Source organism: Pseudocnuella soli (assembly GCF_004347775.1).
GTDB lineage: Bacteria > Bacteroidota > Bacteroidia > Chitinophagales > Chitinophagaceae > Flavisolibacter > Flavisolibacter aquaticus.
In genome coordinates this window covers 1,245,138-1,267,150 of sequence record NZ_CP037755.1, presented here as the reverse complement: position 1 = coordinate 1,267,150, position 22,013 = coordinate 1,245,138, and the positions used below count along the sequence as shown (strand labels likewise).

Annotated in this window: 22 protein-coding genes; 8 read left to right on the top strand and 14 right to left on the bottom strand. The window is 49.1% G+C overall.

Translation table 11 applies throughout. From position 1 onward, the window contains the following. Window positions 1-69: 69 nt before the first annotated feature. The 3 genes from EPD17_RS05415 to EPD17_RS05405 form a co-directional block, all read right to left on the bottom strand. Complete coding sequence (locus EPD17_RS05415) at window positions 70-1,179, bottom strand: anti-sigma factor family protein (protein WP_132052406.1); 1,110 nt, start codon at window positions 1,177-1,179, stop codon at window positions 70-72. 6 nt (window positions 1,180-1,185) lie between these two features. Further along, window positions 1,186-1,671: an RNA polymerase sigma factor gene (locus EPD17_RS05410; protein ID WP_114237284.1), complete on the bottom strand. Its 486-nt coding sequence runs from the start codon at window positions 1,669-1,671 to the stop codon at window positions 1,186-1,188. A gap of 216 nt (window positions 1,672-1,887) precedes the next feature. Next, a complete protein-coding gene (locus EPD17_RS05405) occupies window positions 1,888-2,520 on the bottom strand; it encodes a 3-hydroxyacyl-CoA dehydrogenase family protein (RefSeq protein ID WP_132052404.1) in 633 nt (210 codons plus the stop codon). A gap of 204 nt (window positions 2,521-2,724) precedes the next feature. On the opposite strand from EPD17_RS05405, the gene EPD17_RS05400 reads away from it, so the two are divergent. The 3 genes from EPD17_RS05400 to EPD17_RS05390 all read left to right on the top strand — a co-directional run bounded on the left by EPD17_RS05400 (window position 2,725) and on the right by EPD17_RS05390 (window position 5,450). After that, window positions 2,725-3,105: a RidA family protein gene (locus tag EPD17_RS05400; protein WP_132052402.1), complete on the top strand. Its 381-nt coding sequence runs from the start codon at window positions 2,725-2,727 to the stop codon at window positions 3,103-3,105. A gap of 198 nt (window positions 3,106-3,303) precedes the next feature. Continuing rightward, the gene (gene treA, locus EPD17_RS05395; RefSeq protein ID WP_132052400.1) at window positions 3,304-4,848 is read left to right on the top strand and encodes an alpha,alpha-trehalase TreA; all 1,545 of its coding nucleotides are present in this window, start codon (window positions 3,304-3,306) and stop codon (window positions 4,846-4,848) included. Window positions 4,849-5,033: 185 nt separating this feature from the next. Beyond that, window positions 5,034-5,450 (top strand): YdeI/OmpD-associated family protein, encoded by a 417-nt coding sequence (locus tag EPD17_RS05390; protein WP_240040749.1) that lies wholly within the window; start codon window positions 5,034-5,036, stop codon window positions 5,448-5,450. A gap of 217 nt (window positions 5,451-5,667) precedes the next feature. Here EPD17_RS05390 and pnuC read toward each other — a convergent pair whose 3' ends face one another. Together pnuC and EPD17_RS05380 are read right to left on the bottom strand one after the other, a co-directional pair. After that, window positions 5,668-6,309: a nicotinamide riboside transporter PnuC gene (gene pnuC / locus EPD17_RS05385; protein WP_132052396.1), complete on the bottom strand. Its 642-nt coding sequence runs from the start codon at window positions 6,307-6,309 to the stop codon at window positions 5,668-5,670. Between the two features lie 160 nt (window positions 6,310-6,469). Beyond that, entirely contained in the window at window positions 6,470-7,066 is a 597-nt protein-coding gene (locus tag EPD17_RS05380; protein ID WP_114237289.1) for a NifU family protein, read from the bottom strand. A 561-nt stretch (window positions 7,067-7,627) separates the two neighbouring features. On the opposite strand from EPD17_RS05380, the gene EPD17_RS05375 reads away from it, so the two are divergent. Next, window positions 7,628-9,175, top strand: a complete 1,548-nt coding sequence (locus tag EPD17_RS05375; protein ID WP_132052394.1) for a hypothetical protein — start codon at window positions 7,628-7,630, stop codon at window positions 9,173-9,175. 106 nt (window positions 9,176-9,281) lie between these two features. Here EPD17_RS05375 and EPD17_RS05370 read toward each other — a convergent pair whose 3' ends face one another. Continuing rightward, the gene (locus EPD17_RS05370; protein ID WP_114237294.1) at window positions 9,282-11,597 is read right to left on the bottom strand and encodes an ATP-dependent helicase; all 2,316 of its coding nucleotides are present in this window, start codon (window positions 11,595-11,597) and stop codon (window positions 9,282-9,284) included. Window positions 11,598-11,900: 303 nt separating this feature from the next. Here EPD17_RS05370 and EPD17_RS05365 point away from each other — a divergent pair, with 303 nt between their 5' ends. Further along, window positions 11,901-13,469 carry an ArnT family glycosyltransferase gene (locus tag EPD17_RS05365; protein WP_132052392.1) on the top strand — a complete coding sequence of 523 codons (1,569 nt, stop codon included), beginning with the start codon at window positions 11,901-11,903 and terminating at the stop codon, window positions 13,467-13,469. Window positions 13,470-13,542: 73 nt separating this feature from the next. Here EPD17_RS05365 and EPD17_RS05360 read toward each other — a convergent pair whose 3' ends face one another. Together EPD17_RS05360 and EPD17_RS05355 are read right to left on the bottom strand one after the other, a co-directional pair. After that, window positions 13,543-14,952 carry a membrane dipeptidase gene (locus EPD17_RS05360; RefSeq protein WP_132052390.1) on the bottom strand — a complete coding sequence of 470 codons (1,410 nt, stop codon included), beginning with the start codon at window positions 14,950-14,952 and terminating at the stop codon, window positions 13,543-13,545. A 14-nt stretch (window positions 14,953-14,966) separates the two neighbouring features. Further along, a complete protein-coding gene (locus EPD17_RS05355) occupies window positions 14,967-16,070 on the bottom strand; it encodes a fatty acid desaturase family protein (RefSeq protein WP_204743313.1) in 1,104 nt (367 codons plus the stop codon). A gap of 499 nt (window positions 16,071-16,569) precedes the next feature. On the opposite strand from EPD17_RS05355, the gene EPD17_RS05350 reads away from it, so the two are divergent. After that, entirely contained in the window at window positions 16,570-16,992 is a 423-nt protein-coding gene (locus EPD17_RS05350) for a hypothetical protein (protein ID WP_132052388.1), read from the top strand. Window positions 16,993-17,073: 81 nt separating this feature from the next. On the opposite strand, the gene EPD17_RS05345 is transcribed toward EPD17_RS05350, so the two are convergent. Further along, window positions 17,074-17,568: a hypothetical protein gene (locus EPD17_RS05345; protein WP_132052386.1), complete on the bottom strand. Its 495-nt coding sequence runs from the start codon at window positions 17,566-17,568 to the stop codon at window positions 17,074-17,076. A 273-nt stretch (window positions 17,569-17,841) separates the two neighbouring features. Here EPD17_RS05345 and EPD17_RS05340 point away from each other — a divergent pair, with 273 nt between their 5' ends. Beyond that, complete coding sequence (locus EPD17_RS05340; RefSeq protein ID WP_132052384.1) at window positions 17,842-18,297, top strand: GNAT family N-acetyltransferase; 456 nt, start codon at window positions 17,842-17,844, stop codon at window positions 18,295-18,297. Between the two features lie 84 nt (window positions 18,298-18,381). On the opposite strand, the gene EPD17_RS05335 is transcribed toward EPD17_RS05340, so the two are convergent. From EPD17_RS05335 to EPD17_RS05315, 5 genes are all read right to left on the bottom strand, one after another. Next, the gene (locus EPD17_RS05335; protein ID WP_204743311.1) at window positions 18,382-18,819 is read right to left on the bottom strand and encodes a hypothetical protein; all 438 of its coding nucleotides are present in this window, start codon (window positions 18,817-18,819) and stop codon (window positions 18,382-18,384) included. Window positions 18,820-18,875: 56 nt separating this feature from the next. Continuing rightward, window positions 18,876-19,103, bottom strand: a complete 228-nt coding sequence (locus EPD17_RS05330; RefSeq protein WP_132052382.1) for a hypothetical protein — start codon at window positions 19,101-19,103, stop codon at window positions 18,876-18,878. A gap of 298 nt (window positions 19,104-19,401) precedes the next feature. After that, a complete protein-coding gene (locus EPD17_RS05325; protein WP_132052380.1) occupies window positions 19,402-19,935 on the bottom strand; it encodes a hypothetical protein in 534 nt (177 codons plus the stop codon). Window positions 19,936-20,197: 262 nt separating this feature from the next. Beyond that, the gene (locus EPD17_RS05320; RefSeq protein ID WP_114237302.1) at window positions 20,198-20,413 is read right to left on the bottom strand and encodes a hypothetical protein; all 216 of its coding nucleotides are present in this window, start codon (window positions 20,411-20,413) and stop codon (window positions 20,198-20,200) included. 188 nt (window positions 20,414-20,601) lie between these two features. Continuing rightward, window positions 20,602-20,904: a hypothetical protein gene (locus EPD17_RS05315; RefSeq protein ID WP_132052378.1), complete on the bottom strand. Its 303-nt coding sequence runs from the start codon at window positions 20,902-20,904 to the stop codon at window positions 20,602-20,604. Between the two features lie 135 nt (window positions 20,905-21,039). On the opposite strand from EPD17_RS05315, the gene EPD17_RS05310 reads away from it, so the two are divergent. Continuing rightward, on the top strand, window positions 21,040-21,972 hold the full coding sequence (locus EPD17_RS05310; protein ID WP_132052376.1) for a YihY/virulence factor BrkB family protein: 933 nt from the start codon (window positions 21,040-21,042) through the stop codon (window positions 21,970-21,972). The last annotated feature ends 41 nt before the right edge of the window (window positions 21,973-22,013 follow it).

Sequence of the window (22,013 nt, the reverse complement as noted above, 5' to 3'; positions counted from 1 at the left end):
CAGGCAAAAGCCGGACCCTGCAAAGCGGGGCCTTGCACTGGCTTTTGTTCCAAAAAATTTTGTGGTTGATTATTTCAGCTTGATGGCCACCGCCCCAATGATCAGTTCGTCTTCTTCGTTGGTGGCATCAATCCCAGTTCTGCGTTCTACCAGGCGGGTGGCTTTGCGCAGCAGGGATTTCAGGTTGTTTTTATTATTGCCACGGTCTTCGCTGTCGTTGGCCGATGCGTAACTGGGCTGCGCAACCGTGTTTGTAGTGTTATACGTTTCAACGTTGGGAGATGTTACAGCTGCTGCAGCATCTTTTTTCGGCGCATCCTGCACCGGCACGGGCAGGTTGTTGCTGCGCATTGGCTGGGCCATCGGCTCGTTGTAAGCAATGATATGATCGTTGGCTGTAGGCTCGGGAATGATCACTTGCTGCAGGGCTGCTTTTTTGGCTACGCCGGGTACTGCTTTGGCTTTTGCCGGCGCAGCGGCCTGGGCCAATTGCATATCCTGTGCCGGGTTGGCCTCAATTACTTTATTTCCGGGTGTTGCTGGTTCAGTTTCCTGTTCGGCGCCTTTTGCCATTTCAGTGCCGGGCTCAGTGGTTGTGGTTGGGAGTTTTGTTGCCCGTACATTGGTGTTGGCCACTGCCGGTGCAGTTGTAAGCTGTTCGTCATCCTGCATCCACCACACCAGTCCCATCGAGGCAATGATCAATACCGCGGCGGCAACACGCAGGGCCGGTGCAAAACCAATGCGCCGAACAGTGTGCCGGTACAGGCTTTCCTTATCGGGGCAGGGAATAACTTCGGCAGGGTTGCTTTTGGTGCGCAGCAGCCATTGAAACTGCTGGTTGTATGCCTCATCCTTTTTCAGGCGCTGCTCTACTTTGTCTTTTGCTGCCTCATCCAGCTCACCGTCCACATGCAGCAGCAGGTCTTCGTCTACCAGGCTGCCGGCCATGTTGGCGGAGAGCAGGCTGTCCAGATTGCCAAAGCTCAGCTCCTCGGGTTCCAGTTTGGCACCCATCAGCATGTCCAGTTCAGCCTGCAGCCCGGGGTTGGTCAGCACAAAGGCTTCCACCTGGTTCCGCTCCTGCGGCGTTAGCTCATTGTCCACGTACATCAGGAAAAACTCCTCGTAGTTATCGCGGGTAATGATGGGGTTTATATTGTTTGAATGGATTGACATGGCTTGTTACATTACGTTTTCAATTTTTACCAAATACTCCTTCAACTGGATGCGGGCCCGGTGCAGGTACACTTTCACCTGGCTCGACGAAAGGTTCATGATCTGCCCGATCTCTTCATAGCTGTAGCCTTCGTAGTCTTTCAGCAACACCAGCGACCGCTGCGTTTCCGAAAGGCGGGCCAGCGCATCTTCCAGCACTTTCCGCACATTGGCTACCGGCTTGTTGGATACACGCAGGTCATCGGAAAACTCCTCCCTGAGGTACACCCGCTTTGCTTTGCGCAGGTGATCGATCATGGCGTTGTAAGCTACCGTAAACAGGTAGGATTTGCTTTTGGCAGCATCCACTTCTTCACGGGCGATCCAGAGTTTTTCAAATGCCGTCTGCACCACATCCCGGGCATCCTCCTCGTGTTTGAGGTTTTTGACAATAAAGCGAAACACGTTGTCCGCCCATTGCCGCACACAGTCATTGTAATCTTTTTCGGTCATAAACAGCAGGTAAAAATTGGCTTCGTACAGTTGTGTTACGCCTGACGAATGAAATAGTTACAAAGAGCGGAAAAAATTTCTAGAAATAATAGAGAGGGAGGGATTTGGGATTGCGGATTTCGGATTGACGATTGTGGAACAGCCACCCGACGGACTCGATACATTTTGCTATATATGCAGGAAACAGGTTTAAACGCAATCGTAAATCCAAAATCGTCAATCGTCAATCGTCAATCCCTTCGTTTCTTCCAACAGCAACGCACAGGGTTGGTACCGGCTTTCGGTTTGGGCCAGGGTGTGGAGCAGGCGGGCAATGCGCTGCAGGCCAATTTGTTGGGCCCATTCAAAGGGGCCGTAGGGGTAGGCGGTGCCTAGTTTCATGGCGGTATCAATGGCCTGCCGGGTGGCAATACCTTCGGAAATGGTGAAATAAGCTTCGTTGATGATGGCGGCAATAATGCGGGCCGAAACCATGCCCGGCACGTCGGGCACCCATTCGGGCCGTTTGCCCAAAAGCTGGAGTGCCCCGGTCAATTTCTGCCTGGCGGGTTCGGTTCCGCCACATACTTCCGCCACGCCGCCCGAAAGAAAGGTGGACCAGGCATTGATGCGTACAAAAGGCGGCGGCAGTGTGGCGACTGGCGCTACTGCATTTACCAAAATGGCTTTGCCGCCAAGTGCTGACAGCAGCGGCAGGTGCTGCGCTTCGTTGTCTTCAAACAGCAGGTCGACGTATACATCGGCAGTAGCCGCAGCCAGCGCCTGTGGCGTTTCTGTAAAAAATACATCGGGCCCTGTGGCGCCCAGTTCCTGCCGCTGCCCCTCCGAACAAAGTACCGCTACCTGCATGCAATCTTATTTTGCCACAAAGATGGAGCGATTTACGATTGACGATTTTGGAATTACGATTACTGGTTCGTAAGCACAGGCAAGATTCGCTGCAACGAAGTACGCCCCAATCGTAATTCCAAAATCGTCAATCGTAAATCCAAAAGTTTTCCCTGCTTTTGCCCAACCCAAAAATTGCGTTACTTCGCCCTCACAAGAACTAATATGGAACGCACAATTATACAAACCACCAACGCACCGGAACCCATTGGACCTTATAACCAGGCGGTGCTGGTGAATGGCACGCTATACATTTCGGGACAAATTTGCCTGGACCCAACAACCAATACACTCAAAAACCGCGACATCCAGGAAGAAACGCACCAGTGCATGCAAAACCTGAAAGCGGTGCTGTCCGAAGCGGGCATGAGCTTCGACAACGTGGTAAAGACCACCATCTTTATTACCGACATGCACCAGTTCAGCGAGATCAACGAGATCTATGGCAAATATTTTCACGGCAATTTCCCAGCCCGCGAAACCGTGCAGGTGGCCGCGCTGCCCCGCTTTGTGAACGTGGAGATCAGCATGATTGCCGTGAAATAACACAAAGCGGTTTTGAAACAATCCATGTGTTGTTGCACTAAAAAATAAACGCCCCTTTTCGGGGCTTTTCTGTTCACCATCAGGTTGTTTAAGAAAACAGGACGCAGCGGAAAAGCAGGCAACTTTTTGCTTTTGGCTTTTGCATTTTAACTTAACTGCATCGCTTCTTTTCTTACACACTCCCTAACACCCTTGCCAATGAAGCCCCTATTCCTATTCTTTTTTATGGCTTTAATCCAGGTTGGCGCTACCCAGAAATCTGTTGCCACACCCGATGTGGTGTATGGCGAGCTATTTACCGATGTACAACTTTCCCGCATTTTCCCCGACAACAAAACCTTTGTGGACTGTGTGCCCAAACGCGACCCTGCGGCCATAGTAGCCGATTACCGGCGCATTAAGGCCAACCCGGCCATCCGTTTTAGCCTGGAGCTGTTTGTGCAGGAAAATTTTCATGTCCCCTCAACGCCGACTTCAGGTTATAAAAGCACGGAGCCCGATGTGGCGCAACACCTGAAAGAGTTGTGGACCGTGCTGAAACGCGGCAACGATTCGGCGGTGCGGGGTTCATCACTGCTGCCCTTGCCCCACCCCTACATTGTGCCCGGTGGCCGCTTCCGCGAAATTTATTATTGGGACTCGTACTTTACCATGCTGGGCCTGCGCGAAAGTGGCGAAGGCGACATGATTGAACACATGGTACGCAATTTTGCTTACCTCATCAACACTTATGGGCATATCCCCAACGGAAACAGGTCGTATTATTTAAGCCGGTCGCAGCCTCCGTTTTTTGCCTTGATGGTGCGGATGCTGGCGGGCATCAAAGGCGATGCGGTGTACACCGAAATGCTGCCCGCCCTGCAGGGCGAATGGGACTACTGGATGGACAAAACCGCTCCTACAAAGCATGTGGTGCGCATGCCCGATGGTAGTCTGCTCAACCGCTATTATGATCAGCTGGACAAGCCGCGGCAGGAATCGTATGCCGAAGATGTGGCTACCGCAAAAGAGGCTGGCAATAAAAAAGGCATTTACCGCCACCTGCGGTCCGGCGCTGAAAGCGGGTGGGATTTCAGCAGCCGCTGGTTTGCCGATGGGCAAAACATCAGTACCATTCAAACCACCAATATTATCCCGGTTGACCTGAATGCGTTGTTGTTTGCGCTGGAAGAAACACTGGCATTGGCTTATGAACAAAACGGCGATGCCGCAAAAGCACAACGCTACCGCGATGCAGCAGCGGCACGTAAAAAAGCCATCAACAAATATTGCTGGTCGGTGGCCATGGGTTGGTACACCGATTACAACATTACTACGTTCCGGCACACCCGCACCTGGACGCTGGCCGGACTGGTGCCTTTTTTCCTGAATGTGGCGCCGCAAAATCATATTTATATTGCTGCGCAAAACACAAGGCAGCGGTTTTTAAAACCTGGCGGCCTCATTACCACCGATCAGCGCACCGGCCAGCAATGGGATGCGCCCAACGGCTGGGCGCCGCTGCAATGGATGGCCATTGTTGGTTTTGAAAATTATGCACAGCCGCAACTGGCCCGCACCATTGCGGAGCGCTGGCTGCAACTGAATACCGATGTGTATAAACGCACCGGCAAAATGATGGAGAAATACAATGTGGTGGAAACAAACCTGGAGGCCGGTGGCGGTGAATATCCATCGCAGGACGGCTTTGGCTGGACCAACGGCGTGCTGATGGCGATCATTGCGAAGTATAAAGGAATATGAGGGGTAAGTTCGATGTCCTAAATAAACCGGGGATGCTCAAGCATTGCAAGAAAGATGTTTGTGCAGGTGCTAGCTCCAGGCCATAGATTTACAAGCAAAAGAAATAAGTAAATGCGATGCATACGTTTTCAGCTGAGATGCACATCATTGGTATCAATCCGTTTGTTTTTGTACCGGCTGAAATATTGAACGACATCTTTCAGCAAGCAGGCACCGACAAAGGGCCGATTCCCATTCGCGGCACTGTAAACGACGGGAGTTATCAGCAAACTTTGGTCAAATACGAAGGCAGTTGGCGGTTGTATATCAATACAATCATGCTGAAAAACTCGCCGAAAAGGATCGGAGAAACGGTAGTCATTAGTATAGAATACGACCCAACAGACAGATCATTAGTACCACATCCAAAATTGGTGGCGGCACTGGCAAAAAATGCGGAAGCAAAGTATGTATTTGATGCACTTCCCCCATCCCTGCAAAAAGAAATTGTCCGGTATATTTCGCGGTTGAAAACAGAAGCGACCATCGACAAAAATGTAGCAAAGGCGATTGATTTTTTGTTGGGCAGAGGCCGGTTTATAGGCCGGGAAAGATTGAAGTGAGGGAAACGATAAGTGTTTTATTCAGCAAGCAGGCAGGTTACAAATTGCCCACACATCAACTGTGCTTTTTGCTGATAGCATTTACTACGAGCAACTTTGGGCTAAGCCCCAATATTATTTACCACCGTTGCTGCATCTGGACTTTATCAACCAACGATGCACTAATAAACGCATCACTCAACTTTTTGGTTTTGACTTTTGCCTTTTGACTTTCGCACTATCCATGCACCACAGCACCTGCCACTCTTGCCCTTCGCTTCCACTCCGCCAAACCTGAAACGGCCAGCAGCAATAGCACCACGTAAAACACCGATGTAAACACCAGTCCTTTTACAAAATACAACGGCACCGATGCCGCATTGGTGGCGATCCACCACCACCAGCTCTCCACTTTTTTGCGGGCCATCAGGTACATGCCGGTAAACGCGGTTGCCGATGCAAATGCATCAACCGACGGAATAGCACCGGCATAAAAGGCTTCTTTTAAATAGCGAAGTGCAAAGAAGATGACAAGGTAAAGTGTTGCAAAAAACAGCAGCTGAAAACGTAGCTCCGGTTTGGTGGAAAAACTAACATGCAGCACATGCTCCTGCCGGTCGTTGCGGCGGGCCCATAACACCCATCCATAAACGCTCATAATGGTGTAATAAAAATTAACCGCCGCTTCGCCCAACAGGTGATATTTAAAACTGAGGTACACATAAATGGTTGTATTGACCAGCCCGGTGGGATACACCCAAATATTTTCTTTACGCGAAAAATAAACCGATACAATACCCATCACCACGGCAACATATTCCAGCAGAGTGGTTTGCTGCATGCCGGTTACAAACTGTTGCCAAAACTCGGGAAAAGACATGAGGGAGTTGATTGTTGATAGATGATGGTTGATAGCGATTGCAAGATGTCAGTAAGTGGGCATTATAAAAAATTGATTTTGCAACTCCATAAAAAAAAGCTCCGCCTTTCGGCGAAGCCTTTCCTATAAAATCGATTGAAATCAAATTAATCTCAGTTCTTTACTCTGCCTCGGCTACCACTTCTTTTACTTCAGGAATCATGCGCTTCATCATGCCTTCAATACCGGCTTTCAAAGTGATCATGCTCGATGGGCAACCGGAGCAGCTTCCCTGCAACATCAGGTTGACCACACCTTCGCGGTAGCTTTTAAACTGGATAGCGCCGCCGTCCATTTCCACTGCAGGCTTTACATAGTTTTCCAGTAATTCTTTAACGCGTTTTACCACGTCATCATCATCGGCCGCCACTTCGTTGGAGCTTTCCTGTTTTACCTGTGCCAGCTCGTCTTCATTGATCACGCCTTTGCCTTCTTCCAGATACTCCTTTAAAAACTGGCGGATGGATGGAATCACATCATCCCAAAGTGTTTCAGGGGTTTTGGTAAGGGTTACAAAATTGGAGGCAATGAATACGGCGCGGATAAACGGAAAACCAAACAGCTCGGTTGCCAGCGGCGAAGGACGGGCACTTTCCACATCGGGGAAATCGATGCTTTTACCAGGATACAGAAGTTTGTTGGCCACAAATTTCATTGTTTCCGGGTTGGGCGTCATTTCGGTATATATGCTGATAACGGGGTTTCCAGTCTTGATCATACTCTTAACTTTTAAGACTACAAATTTAGCAACAATTACGCCATCATAAAGTTTCGAAATCGGGAAGAATAGTCGTAGGGTTGTTAAAACAGGATGGCCAGTTTTCCTTTGCTGATAAGAATTTGTTACTCAAACGCTTAGACGTTTTTGAAGGAATTATTGAAACAATGTAATGGTTGATGAAAATGTAAATGCGCAGAAATCAGTATGCAAAGTTTGCAGGAATAAATGCGTTCGGCAGATAGCCTGCCTTTTTGTCAAACGCCTGATCCACCATCTATTTTTTTAGTCATATCGCTCCATTCGGCCAGCTTCAAACAATTCACTTCGGAAATAAAAAACAACGCTTCGCGGCTTGCATCATCCGTTTGGTCACTGCTTCGTCCGGTTTATTCAGCTGCTGCAATAGGTTTGATCCTACAAAAAAGCGCTAGCGAAAAAAAGTCTATCGGCTCCATTTGTTAAAGTTTCCATAATGGCCACAAACCCACCCAACCCTTTTTCCACCGCATAGGGTACTACTTATAAATCATCAACCAAAACCATTTAAACAAGCAAACCATGAAACTCATTTTTTCAAAACTAACTGTAGCCGTGTTCGCCTTTGTCCTGCTCTTTGCATCCTGCTCCAAAGTAGAAGACCTGCCAAAGCCCGTTCCCGGCAAAGGCGACACACCGGCTCCGGCAACGGCGCAATTTCGTTTTGCTGCACAGATCAATTTAACCGGCCAGCCCTACCACCCCAGCAGCCTGCATGCGGTAGTAACTGTAGTGAACGAAAAAGGCGAAGCAGTGCTTACCGACAAACAACTGACTATTGAAATTGGCGAACAGGTAATTACACAAAACCTTACGCTGCCCGTGGGCCAGTACAAGCTCACTTCGTTTCGCCTGGAACACGGCAACACTTACACCCGCTTTGCGGCACCCATGGCCGGGTCGGCAAAAGCGCAAGGAGTGCAACATCCATTGGCTATTTCGTTCGGCGTAAAACAAACCGAAACAACTGTTGTACCGGTTGAAGTATTAAAAGTTGCCGAAGGTGAAAAGCCTGCGCAGTTTGGTTATCCCGCAGGTGCTTTTGATCACAACCAATCGAACACCGACCCTTTTGCTACTATCAAAGCAAGAGTACAGATCAAAGTAGGCGATTTGGTATATGAAAACACCACCGGATCAGTAGCTATTACAACCTACACTTCGAATGGCGCACAAACCACCACTTACGCCAGCCTCAAAGCCGGCATTAACGACATCAAGTTGCTGAAAGCCGCTACCCGCTTTACACTTACAGTAACCAAATGGGGCACCAGGAGTGAATTATCCCTGACCGCTGCCGATTTGGAACTGGATACCATTTACACATTCAGCACCGAAAAAAGCGCCAAACTGTTGAAATCGGAAACCACGCTTAAAATGGTGAACAACCAATATGTGCCCGACCACAAAAAGGTGTACCTGTACGGCAATGGCAGCAAGCTTACCGAAGTGCAATATGCATTTCGGCAGCAGGACGGCAGCATTTTAAGAGGCATTACCGAACGCCTTGCTTATAGCGGCAGCAACGTGGCCAGTGTTAAGCGTTTTGATGAAAAAGGAGTACAAACATGGGCCACCTCATTCAGCTACGATGCAGCCAACCGCGTTACCGGCATCGACCACCAGCAGGGCGCTGAACGGGTAACCGGAGCAGTTACTTACCTGGGCACACCAGCTACGGGCATGGGCATTACTTACACCTACACCAAGCCCGGTTATCACTACCAGATCTTTCACAACAGGAATTTCCGATTGGGCAATGTGCAGGATTATAACATTACCCGCACCAACTTCCAGGAAGAGAACGGCATGAGCGATTACGACGATGGCATCAACCCATATCGATTCCTCAACCTGCCCGATTTGTACTTATCGAACATGAACCAGAACAACGTAGTAAATGAGTATAAATATTTTCACGCCGGCTACCCCGACGCAACACCATACAAGTCGGAATACAAGTACGATGCAGACGGCTATCCAACAGAAGTAACTCGCCACTACCGCTCTTTTAAAGGCGGTGTAAGCAAGCATGCTTACACAACCAAAACAACTTTTGAATACCAGTAAGACATTGCATTCAAAAGCACCTACTTTCTATTTTAAAAACATTTTATAAAAACAATAAAGCGCCCCATTGGAGGCGCTTTATTGTATATGATTTAATCGAACTTTTTTATGCATTAACGATCATCAGCTTAGCATAATTCAGCATGATCTTTTTCTCGCCATTTTGATCAAACTTAATCGTCGCCACAGGGTTGTGTGCCGATCCTTCGAGTTTCACTACCGCGCCAAAGCCAAACTTCTGGTGCTCCACCCGCATACCTTCCTGCAATTGTGCAGGATCGGACGGCACAAAATTGGCCGATGGCGTATGTGTTACTTCTTTTCCCTTTACTGCACCAGCTGCCACTGCCGATACAAAGGTGCGTTCGGTTTTAGGTTCGGGTGCTGTTTTGCGCATGCGGTCAAATGCACTGCCTGAGCCCCATCCCGAAGACTGGTTTTTCAATCCACCACCGGCATACGAACGGTCCAGCAAATCCTGCGGCATTTCGTCGATAAACCGGCTGGGTTCATTTTGCGTTAGCGAACCAAACTTATATCGTGTGTTCGCATACGTTAGAAACAATTTCTTTTTAGCCCTTGTAATAGCCACATAAAAAAGTCGGCGTTCTTCTTCCAGCTCTTCCCGCGTATTGATGCTCATGCCGCTGGGGAAAAGTCCTTCTTCCAAACCACCTACATATACCACCGGGTACTCCAAACCTTTCGCCGCGTGGATGGTCATTAGTTTAACCGTATCGGCGTTCGGGTCTTTTTGATCGGAATCGGTCAGCAGCGTAATTTGTTGCAGGTAAGCACTCAGGCTTTTATCGCCTACTTCACCACTTTCTTCGTTCGATGGCGTTTCAATAAATTCTTTGATGGAGTTGAGCAACTCCTGCACGTTTTCGTAACGCTGTACGCCTTCGGTGCTTTTATCGTTGAACAGTTCTTTTACAAAACCTGTTTGCTTGCCCACATGAAATGCAATGTCGTATGCATTCTTGTTGCCCAGCATGCTGTGAAACGATTTGATCATCGTAACAAATTCATCAATCGCCTGCAGCGTGCCCGCTTTGAAGCCATGGTAGGCGGCACTTTCCAGCACCTGCCACATTGAAATGCTTTGGTCGTTGGCGTACAATATTGCTTTATCAATAGTGGTTTTACCAATGCCGCGAACAGGATAATTGATGATGCGTTTGAGCGCTTCTTCATCCTGTGGGTTCACAATCAGGCGCAGGTAAGCAATGTAGTCCTTGATCTCTTTGCGCTGGTAAAACGAAATGCCGCCAAAGATGGTGTACGGTATATTGGCACGGCGCAAGCTTTCTTCAAAAGAGCGGCTTTGCGCATTGGTGCGGTACAGGATGGCAAACTCCTTATTGGTGTAGTGGTTGCGCAGCTTTTGCTCCATGATGGAGTCCGACACAAACTTGCCTTCGTCATTGTCGCTTTGGGTGCGCACCAGCTTGATGTTATCACCGCTAGGCTGGTCGGTAAACAACGTTTTAGGGATCTGTCCTTTGTTGTTTTTAATGATCTCGTTGGCTACGTTCAGGATGTTGGGCGTGGAGCGATAGTTTTGTTCCAGCTTGATCACCTTTACATCGTCGTAGTCGTTTTGAAACTGCAGAATGTTCTGGATGGTAGCACCGCGAAACGAATAAATACTTTGCGCATCATCGCCCACCACGCAAACATTTTCATGCGCCGCACCCAGCAGTTTGATAATCTCGTACTGCGCCGGGTTGGTATCCTGGTACTCGTCGATGAGGATGTATTTAAACTTGTGCTGGTACTTGTGCAGCGCCTCCGGAAAGCTTTTCAGCAGTTCGTACATTTTAATCAGCAGGTCATCAAAATCCATGGCGCCGTTTTTAAAACAACGCTTGGCATAGGCCATATAGATCTGGCCCATCATGGGGCGGTTGGCCCGCATGTCTTCCTGCTGAATGTGGTAATCGTTGGCGTACTCGGCCGGCCCCACCAATGCGTTTTTTGCGCTGGAAATCCGGTTGTAGCAGGCGTTGGGTTTATAGTGCTGCACGTCGAGGTTCAGCTCCTGCACCACCGTTTTGATCACGCTTTTGGCATCGTCGGTATCGTAAATGGTAAACGAGTTGGGATAGCCCAGGCGGTGCGCTTCGCCGCGCAGTATGCGGGCAAACACCGAGTGAAACGTACCGATGTACAGGTTGCGGGCTTCGCCGGTGCCCAATATATGGCCAATCCGCTCCTTCATTTCGGCAGCGGCTTTATTGGTAAATGTTAGCGCCAGTATGTTGAATGCATCCACGCCATTGGCCATCAGGTGGGCAATGCGGGTGGTGAGCACTTTGGTTTTGCCGGAGCCTGCGCCGGCTACAATCATCAATGGCCCTTCGGTGGTGGTTACCGCCTGGCGTTGGTTATCGTTCAGTCCCTTCAGGTAGTCTTGCATAGTGGGCAAAGGTACGGAGCGGGGGAGGCATTGCTAAAATATGTAGTGGAAAAATTAAGTGAAAGGGTAAAATGAATGCAGGCACAAAATCCGGAACCGTTACCTGTTGAATATTCCATTGAATCAGCACATTAAGAAATATAGTGTGCACAAGGAGTAAAAAACAAAGTGCATACAATCATCATATTTATGCACTCCTATTATTTTTTTATACAAATTGTTTATATATAAATATGACGCACCGCTTGCCTGCTGCACGGGCACCCAATATCTTTAAGCCCATCCATTAACGATCCCGACGCTATGACGAACACCAATGTGAACCGGCAGACATGGTTGCTGCCCGGTATTTTATTGACAGGGCTGATACTGCGGTTGCTCCACATCGGGCAGCCGTTCAACGATGATTTTGCATGGCGCCAGGCCAGCACGGCTATGATGGCGGAAAACTTTTTTACCACCGACTGGAATATCTTTTTTCCGCAGGTAAACTGGAGTGGCCCCGGCCCCAGCTACCAAGGCCGCGAGTTTCAAACCATCACCTACATCAGCGCTTTGCTGTACAAAATTTTTGGCCAGCACGACTGGATTGGCCGTAGCGTGGCAGTGGTGTTTGGCGTGTGGGGCATTTTTGCGCTGCACCAGTTGGTGCGTATTGTTTGGGATCGCAAACACGCATTGACCGCTGGGGCTGTTATGGCCTTTACGCCATTTGCAGTGTTTATGGATCGCTCTTTTCTGCCCGATCCCGCCATGGTATCGCTGGTCATTACCAGCACCTGGTTGCTGGCAGCCCACCTGCACACCAACAAGTCTAAATATTTGGTGTGGGCGCTCATTACCGGCACGTTTGGTTTTTTAACCAAAATAACCGGCATGCTCATGCTGTTGCCCATGGCTTACCTGGTAGTGGCTTATTTGTACCAAAATGGCAAGCTTAGTGCGCAGCAACTGTTGCGGTTTTTTGGATTGACCCTTTTGATGATTGTGCCGGTGGCTTCGTATTATTTGTGGGCCCGCCACCTGTCGGTTTCTTATCCGCCCTATCATTTTGCAGGTGCCCAAAACTGGCTGTGGGACCTGGGCCTTGCAGACATGCTGCGCAAGAAATTTCACCTTGGTTCGCTGTTTGGCAGGTTTGCGCCGCAGTTCTGGGGTGTGCTCGTTTTTGCATTGGGCATTGCAGGAGCACTGGTGGCACTTAAGGGTAAATGGGGCATTGAACGACCTGCGCAGGAAAGCAATTTCCTGAGCCCCGTTTGGATGTTTTTTCCGTACGGCGCAGGACTGGCATTTTTCTACATCATCGGCACCGAAGAACTGTATTGGAACCCCTGGAACTTCCACATTTTTACGCCGTGTATTGTTGCGTTTGCAGCCCGCGGCATTGTAGCATTGGCCAGTTGGGCACCCGGCAAACAGGCGCAGCGAGCCGTGTTGGCGGCGCTGGTGCTGGCCATTGGCGGCAGCAATTTTTTACTATTGCCAAAACTCTATGATTCGGAAAGCAATACCGTGAATTATAAAATGGGGCAGGGCATGCAACAGCATACCCAACCCAACGACCTGGTGCTGACCGTAACCCACGATATGGGCAGCCCCACCGGCGTGTGGCACAGCAAGGCAAAGGGCTGGGTTTTTCCGCCCACTACCAACCATATGCCGCCGGGCTTTTTCCCTGATGGCACTGTATGCATCCGCCAACTGGATAGCTTGGTGGGCCAGGGCGCACAATGGCTGGGCATTGCCGCCAACCATTACCAACACATACAAACCGAAATGCCAAGCTTTGACCAGCACCTGAACAAGCAATACAAAATGGTGGAACAGACTGGTGATTTCGTGATTTTTTGTTTGGGACAAAAGCAATAAAGGGACGTTGAAGTAAAAGCGTTTGTTTAAACAAACGCCTTTACTCTAAAACCTTCGCACAGACAATACAGGCTTAGTGATAAAACGCCTGTAAAAACCGAATCGTGTTTCCATACATAAAACGATCAATCACATCTTCGGCATCGACCTGTTGGTTTACGGCCAAATGCAAATGGCGGCGTTTGAGAAATTTATCGGCAAGAGGCACCAGTGCTTTTGCCAACGGCTCCAGGCCTGCAGCAGTAAGCACACCGGGCAACGGATAAATGCTGCCATCAAAATCGGAACCCACTGCGCAGCAATTCCAACCGGGCAGGCCCATTCGGTCGCAGGTGGCGGCCACATGCTGCAATTGGTTCCAAATAATTTGTGCCGATTTTTGAATGGCAGTGGCATGTGGCTGTTGTTGCCAGTATTGTTTTATTTTTTGCCGGTCGGTATGCACGGCCAGGTCCATTTGCAGGCCAATCAACCCATCCGATTGTGCAATCAGCACTATTTCTTCGTCGAAAAAATTAAGGTCAGATTCATTGAAAATATCCGCTCCGCCATTTGCCTTTTTTTCGCCATCCAATTGCCGGCCGGTAACCGATGCATGGCTGGCCACCAGCGGAATGGGCCTGCCGGCATAATGTTGTTGCAGCAGTGCATAATATTCCAGCCGGGCAGCAAGGCTCATATGTTTCAGGTCAATGTAAATCGGCCGGCCATTACCAGTATCCAGCAGGGCGTGAATCACTTTTTGCCCGATTGTACTAATGCCCTTATCCAGGTTCAACTGCTGGTCCACCAGCTTACCCAACCGCTGCAGGCTTCGGGCATGCCCGCACAGATCGTTGTTGAAGTTGTGCGCCAACCCAATGAACAAGGGCACATGCGCCCACTTTTTTACAGCCGAAATGTTGGCTAAAATTTCGGGCTCGGAAATGGGCACACCATATTCCTGCAAACCCGAATTAAACACATGCGCTCCTTCAATGGTCAGCACCACTGCAATGGTGTTGGGTTGTTGCAGTGCTCCGGCCACATCAGCCCAGTTGCCGGTAAGCTGCCAGCGGTGGCCTGTTCCATGCACGGCCTTTTCCCGAACGCTTCGTTGCACAAATTCATATTCGGCCAACAGGTCGGTAAAATAGTTGTTATGCTGTTGCAGGTACCTAACGCGTTGATATCCGATTTCAATACCCCAATCGGCGAGGTAAGCCGCCAGCGGCGGCCATATTTTTTTATGTGTAAAAAAACCTTTTTCAAACGGATATAAGGAAACCAAAGCCACGCGGGCCCCGGCATGGGCCATAGTACTGAAATCGGTTTGCGAAAATTTGGTGATGCCCGTATAGCGCTGCACCATGCGCCGGTATAATGAAGGCGGCACTGGCTGCCACATACAACTGCGGGAGGAGCGCTGCTTATCGAAACTGTGCCCGAATGTTTTCAGGTTGGGATGGCAATGCACATCGGCATAACAAAATCGATTGTCCATAAGGGTTACATTGGTTACAGGTCATCCTCCAATAACTCCAGCGCTTTGCCATTGCGGCGAATTAGGCGGCAGTGTTGCACAAACGTGTACATCAACGGATACGACCGGTATGGAATTCCTTTTGCGGCACAAAAGCTTTGGATCTCGGCGGTCACTTCCTTTGCATATACATAGCTGATGTTGGGAAATAAATGGTGTGCGATGTGGTAGTTATAGTTGCCCAACACATGCCGTGTAAACCAATTATCGCCCACCACATCGTTGGTAGTGAGCATTTGATGCATGAACCAGCTTTGTTGCAGCTCCAGGTTGCTGTCGGTTTCCGGAAATAAATTGCTGGTATTTACATGTGGCGGTATCAGCACCAGCAGGGCAAACAAACCCGCAATAAAAAGCATGAGTAAAAAAGCGGCGGCAATTTGTTGCCAGTTGAAAGGTGTAAGCCACAGCGGCACCACGAATAAATAAAACACAAAGAAAAGCTTGAAGAAAAAAAGTTTCAAGTGTTCAACAAGCGGCGGTGGGCCCAGTTTACGCACAATAGTACCGGCGTTGTAAAAGTCTTTGAAATCGCGGATTAGAAACCAGTTAGTAATAAAAAGCGGGTACAAAAAAATGAGCAGGTGCTGATAACGGATGCCCCACTTTTTATGGTCGCCGGGATGCACTTTCAAAAATCGGCATTTTTCAATATCACTATCCCAGCCTTGCACGTTGGTGTAATTGTGGTGCAGCCGCACATGCCGCCGTTTCCACATGTAACTGTTGGCGCCAATAAGGTCGAACACCAGCAGATACCGCCGGTTCAACCGTTTGGAACGAAATAAATTCTCGTGGCAGGCTTCGTGTATCAGGTTTACAAAAATGATCACCAGCATCAGCCCAAGGCCTATATATGCCGTCAGGAAAACAGCATAGGTTTCAGCAACCAAACCCAGGGCATAAAAACCCAAGTACAGCAGCGGCAGTACAAAAGCTTTGGCACGAGCCCACCGCTGCCGGTGGGGTGGTGCAGCGGAAAGTGCCTGCTGCACTCTCTTTCTTAATTCGGCAAAAAGTTTTGCGTCGGTTGGGCTCCCCATAAACCGGGGCAGCGCGGTGGTGGCTTGCAGGTGCATATGGCGGTGGTTTAAAGCGTCAGCTATAGCCATACAGGCAGTGCGTGCAGCAGTACAGGTGGGGCGCTGCTGTTATACGATGCACGGGCTGTACGTATTAAAATAACATTGTTTAGCGGCTTTTGCAAGCCTGGCGCTTTGCTGTATTGAACTAAAATCGTTTGCATGCTTTTTACCAAAGCATAAAACTGAAGCAACACCAACAACCACAAATAAAATTTGCCGCAGGGGCTTTTGCGCCTGCAAAACTTTGCTTAACTTATTGTTGTAAAAAAACGAAAGCCAGTGTTCCTTGTTTAAGCTTTTACAACGGGCATTGTACCACACCCTCGGCACGCAGTTATTTCTTCGGCTAACCGGCATCTACCAACGGCATCGTCAGCAACGGCAACAGGTTCTCAACTTTAAAAGGGCAGTAAGGCCCGGCATTTCCGCAACAAAAGCGTATGCATGAACCACTCCGCTATCGCCTATTGTTCACGTACAAAAACTATGAACGATGAAAGAAGAAAACACCTCGCTGCTTCGAAAATTGTTTGGTGCCCGGCCCCGCGCCAACAGTCCGCAAACCGAACGTCAGGTAACCACCACCGCTTACTCGCAACCCCATGTGCTGCAACAAAAAATGCGCGAAGAAAAATTGACCCATGGCGAAACGGTGTTGGCATCCCTCTCGCCGGTGCGGCTCGATAAAGAGCCCGAAGGCATTGTGCTGTATTTCTGTCCCATGCGCACCATCAAGGTGCAGCAAACCGTAACCTGCGGCGATGGCGGCACTATCCCTGCACAGGTGCTGGTGGAAGGACTGAAAGTTCCGGACAGTCTGTCGCCTGGCTATTACACGTTGAAAAATGTGGTGCTCTCATCCAATGGCACCATCCAGGTAAAAGCCACTGCAGAAACCGCCTGGGAAAAAGCCTGATGCTTCTTTACATTCAATGCTGCACAAACAAAGGCTGCCCTTGTTCGGGGCAGCCTTTGTTTGTGTGCCAACACTATTTTTTTACCAACCATAACTCCATGCAAGTGCGGCGGCCAACAATAACAGCAACAGCACCACGTACAGCCCGCCCAGAATCAACCCGGTCAATGCAAACCAGTACGACCTGCGATTGGGGTTTTTGGAAATGCCAATGATACCGGCAACCAAAGCAGCAGGCACCAGCAGCAAAGCCGCCGCCGGCACAGTAAAAAGCGCCACCACCAACAGGATGCCCGAAACAAGGGCAACGGTTCCCATAACGTCTTTGGTGCGTTGTTTTTTATCGGCTTTGGCCATCCACTTTTGCACCCACTTTTTTTGTGTCCACTGCAGCAAATCCTGCTGCAGTTTTGGATGCTTTTGCAAATAAGCCGCGCCGGGATCGGGCTCTTGTTTTGCCGGTTTCGTATCAGTAGGATTAAATGCAGCAGTGTATGTGCTTGCAGGTATTGTTGCGGCAAATGTATTTGGCAATATCGCCGCCAGTATCCACAGGAGCAGGACGAACTTTTTCATAGCAGTTGTTTGTTCTAAACTATACAATATTACGGTACCCAAACAGCTGTACTGTGTCAATTGCTGTATGTATTTAAGAATGGTATGATAGGAATGTTGGCTGTAAAATGAAGCGTTGAAAATTGATGTTGTTTCCATGCAACGAGGACCAAAATATTATTTGAAAAAACGGCAGCGCCATTTACAACCGCCTGTATATGGATAGCCGACGCAAATACTGAATCGCTTTATTCATGCCGCAGCTATTGCTATTTTGCAAGTCAAAAAATAATCATGACGCAAAATATTGTACGGCCAACAGAAGCGGACTTTGATGCGCTTACCCAATTGTGGGAAGCATCGGTGCGGGCAACGCACCATTTTTTACAACCTGAAGATATTTTGTGGCTCAAACCAAAGATCCGCAACGAATACCTGTACGCCGTAGCATTGTATTGCAGTAAAAATAGTGCGGGTGCAATTGAAGGGTTTCTGGGCACATCGGCAGATAAAATTGAAATGCTGTTCATTCATCCGCAGGCCAGGGGCAAGGGTGTAGGCAAAAACCTGTTGCGCTATGCCGTTAACGAGTTGGGTAAAACCAAAGTAGATGTAAACGAGCAAAACGAACAGGCAGTTGGCTTTTACCGGCACATGGGCTTTACCGTTATCGATCGAACCGAAACGGACAGCCTGGGCAAGCCTTATCCAATATTGTGTATGGAACGGCCCACATCATTGCACATATAACCACCATCAAGTAGGCATCGGCGCTGCATGTTACAAAAAGGCCAGGCATCAAAATATGCCTGGCCTTTTTGTAAAAAATATGATTTAGAAACCATCGGTGGTGAGCACTACTTGTGCGCCGGGATAATTGGTTTCGGCGGTGCCTTCGGCAGTAACAAACAACCTTGTGGGCTTGTAGGCAGATACTGTTTCCAATTGAGCCCGCAGTGTGCTGGAAAACAAGCCGCTGCTGGTTTTGAGCTGTCCCAGCTTTTTAATGCCGTCCCTGCTTTCAATCCACACCACGTACACGTTTTGCGGCACGGGCAGTCTTCTCGGCTCTGCCAGGTTTTTTACCGATACATCAATAGCGTGGTTGTTGTTTTTATCTTTTTTGATTTTTACAAAACCCTCCGCAGCAGGCACCACGGTCGATGTGTTGAAAGCGATTTTACGGTTGCACGAAACCACTGTTACCGCGAAGAGGAGCACTAGCATTGCCAGCATCCTGCGGTTGATCACATTGTAGAAAAAATGAGCCATTCTGTAGGAATTTATATAACCCAACGGCTCAAAAACCAAACCACAAGCGCTGTACATCAGGCATGCACTGTTGCCAGGCGCCGGCCCAGGCGGCGTGCAGGCATGTGGCGCCGCACCAAATGAAAGTGCGCTGCGAGTTTTCCTAAATATCCCACAACCTGGTTGACGAATACCACCAGTTGGTGACAGGCAAATAACAGGATGAGCACTGCGTACATGGGCAGCAGGAACAACATAAATGCGTAATACAGCATCAACCCGGCAAAATTCATCAAAGCGTTCATGGCGTGGTGTTTTTAGGCGGTACTTCAGGGAGGAGGGCTGGATTAAACGCTGGGGAATTTGCACAGGAATCGGAGGGCGAACGGTACTAACTAGGACAGAAATCAGCAGCTGTTTGTTGCATGAAACTATAAAAAATATTTGGAAGCATCATGTTACAGTCGTCCCAATTGTTACATCCATGATAATTAGGGTAAAAATCCCGTACCACCACCGGTTGGGAAATTTGTGATCCCAACTAAATGCTGGTACGGAATAGATGGGGCGCAATTGCACAGTGCCGGAATGCTTTGATCTTATTTACTGTTTTACATAGACCACCGTGCTGCCGTCGGCGTGGGTGAGCAGCAGGGCCCGCTGGCCGCGGCTGTCGGTGCCCAGTTCAAACCCTGGGTAAGTTGAGGTTTTGTTGGGATATACTTCATCGCTGCCAAAAGCTTTGGACGAACTGTTGCGGCTGGTGGTGTAGGCACCGCGGGCCCGGTGAAACGAAATGTTGCTGCCATCAATTTCCACCGATCCGTAACCGGTCCATTTGGCCCATGTAGATACACCATATTGGTAAGTGGCCAGGTAGCCGTCTTCTTTTACCGTTCCGTCTTTCTTAATCTCGTATCCCAGGAAATATTCGTTGGTGTTGTACGTAGTGCCCGAGGGAATGTTGTACACGGTACTGCCCGAAATGCCTACGATGGCCCAGCGCCCTACCAGTTCATCGGGCACCGGGTTGGTGCGGGGCGTGCCGATGTTGTCAAATTGTTCGTCGGTTTTGGTGCAGTGGGTAAACGTCAGGGCAATAGCTGCAAACAAGCAGCACAGAAATAATGCTCTCATAATGTTGGTTTTGGTTGGGGTAAAATAAAAGATGCGCTGCAAGATTAACCCCGCAACGGCGCCGCAAAAAGCCGAAGATTGCCGATCAGCAAAAAAGGCTGCATGAGCAGCCGTTTATGCTACACAAGTGGGAGGATCGAGTGAATGGAGTAGAGCATTTTTACAGCAATAAAATGGTGCTAAAAAAGCAAAGGTGCATGGACCAAAAGCATTTACAACGGTTGCAATGCGCCTTTATGAAAGTGCGGAAAAATAACAGCGATCAGGAAAGTGAAGGAGCAGCAAAGCTGTTGGCCGTAATGGGCATTGGGTTAACCACAATAAACTCTGGCGGCACAGGTGTTTCCTGCAACAGCATTTGGTACTTTACTTTCAGGTGGCGCTTAAACGAGCCCAGGTAACCGGGCTTGGAAATAAATTCCCGGTTCAGGTTTACCGACTCGATAAAGTCGTTACCGAGGTACATCATCAACTCCATAGGTGGGTTTATATATTGGATAGCGTAAAGCAATCATTTTTTTCGGTTTTGTGCAAAAAGCAAAAGCGGAATTTGGCGCTACTAAGTAAAACCACATAATGCAGTTAAGGGCAAAAGGAATAAGCCATCATTTTACCATACAATAATGCATGACAACGAAGCAATTTAAATGCGGCGCAGGCAAATGTTCAGCGAAATAAAAGATTAGCCTGAACCGGCGGCGCTGGTAATTTTTTGCGGCCTTTGCGGCCCGCTTTCAGGCTTTGGTGCAACAGTAATTTTGCCTTTTCCGTCAGCGCATAAAAACGGCCAAAATTGTCGCGGTGGGTTTGTTGCAGGTAACCTTCCGATAGCAGCATTTGCAACTCTTCCCGCTCAATTCTTGTTTTTCCAATAAGCACAATGTCGGGGAAATAATGATAGTCCATTACCGGGCGGTTGTACGCTTTCAGTAAAAGCGCCAGCAGGGCGGTATGTTCCAGCCGCGGCATTGAATGTATGGGTGTGGGGTTAGTGTGGATAAATGTATAAAAACCATGCCTGTCAAGGGATTAGCAGGGCCAACTCAATAGAAAATTCAATAGCGGCACTTTTTTTATATATACCGATCAGGTATTATTTTGATTATGGCCCAACACCGCCCGGCCGGCTTTAGTTTTCCCATTTTGGTCCGCCTGCTGCGCAGCGCATTTGCCGTGCTGCAGCGCAATGATCCCCTGCGCATGGCTGGTGCCACGGCATTCTTTACCACCTTTGCGCTGCCGCCCATCCTCGTTATTTTAATTCAATTGCTCAAACGCATCCTCAACCCGCGTTATGTGCGGGCCGAGTTGTTTAGAAGCCTTTCGGAAATTGTGGGCCCCGAAGCGGTGGAGCAAACCGTTGGCGTGCTGATGGCCTTCAGGCAACTGGCGCAAAACACCTGGATCACCATTGGCGGCGCTGTTTTTTTACTGTTTGTAGCTACTACCCTGTTCACTATTATTTCCAACTCCATCAACCAGATCTGGAAAATAAGGCCGCAAAAGCGCCATGGGCTGGCCAAGCGGCTGCGTACCCGCGGCCATGCGGTGGTGGTTATTCTCATTGCCGGGATGCTGTTTTTGATCGGTCTGGTGGCCGAGGCATTACAGTCGTTTATTGGCAGGGCCATTTTCGATTTTTCGCCGCTGGCTTCTTTTTATTTCAATACCGCGGTCAGCAAAATCGTTTCGCTCATTATTGTTACGCTGTGGTTCGGCATCATGTTTCGCTACCTGCCCGATGCCCGGCCCCGCTGGCCGATTGCGCTGGTGGGCGGTTTTGTTACCAGCCTCCTGTTTGCCGTGGGCCGCATTATTTTGCGGGTGCTGCTCTCCTACAGCAACCTCAATACATTGTACGGCACATCGGCCTCGGTGGTGCTCCTGCTGCTGTTTGTATTTTATGCGGCGCTCATCCTGTATTTTGGTGCGGCGTTTACCAAAGTGTGGGCCCAGCACCGCAAAACGCCCATTGCCCCGCTGGCCCATGCCATGCATTACCGCCTGGTGGAAACGCCGCTGGACGAGGAGGATTGAGCAAATGCTGTGCAGCAACACAACAATGCGTACATTTATAG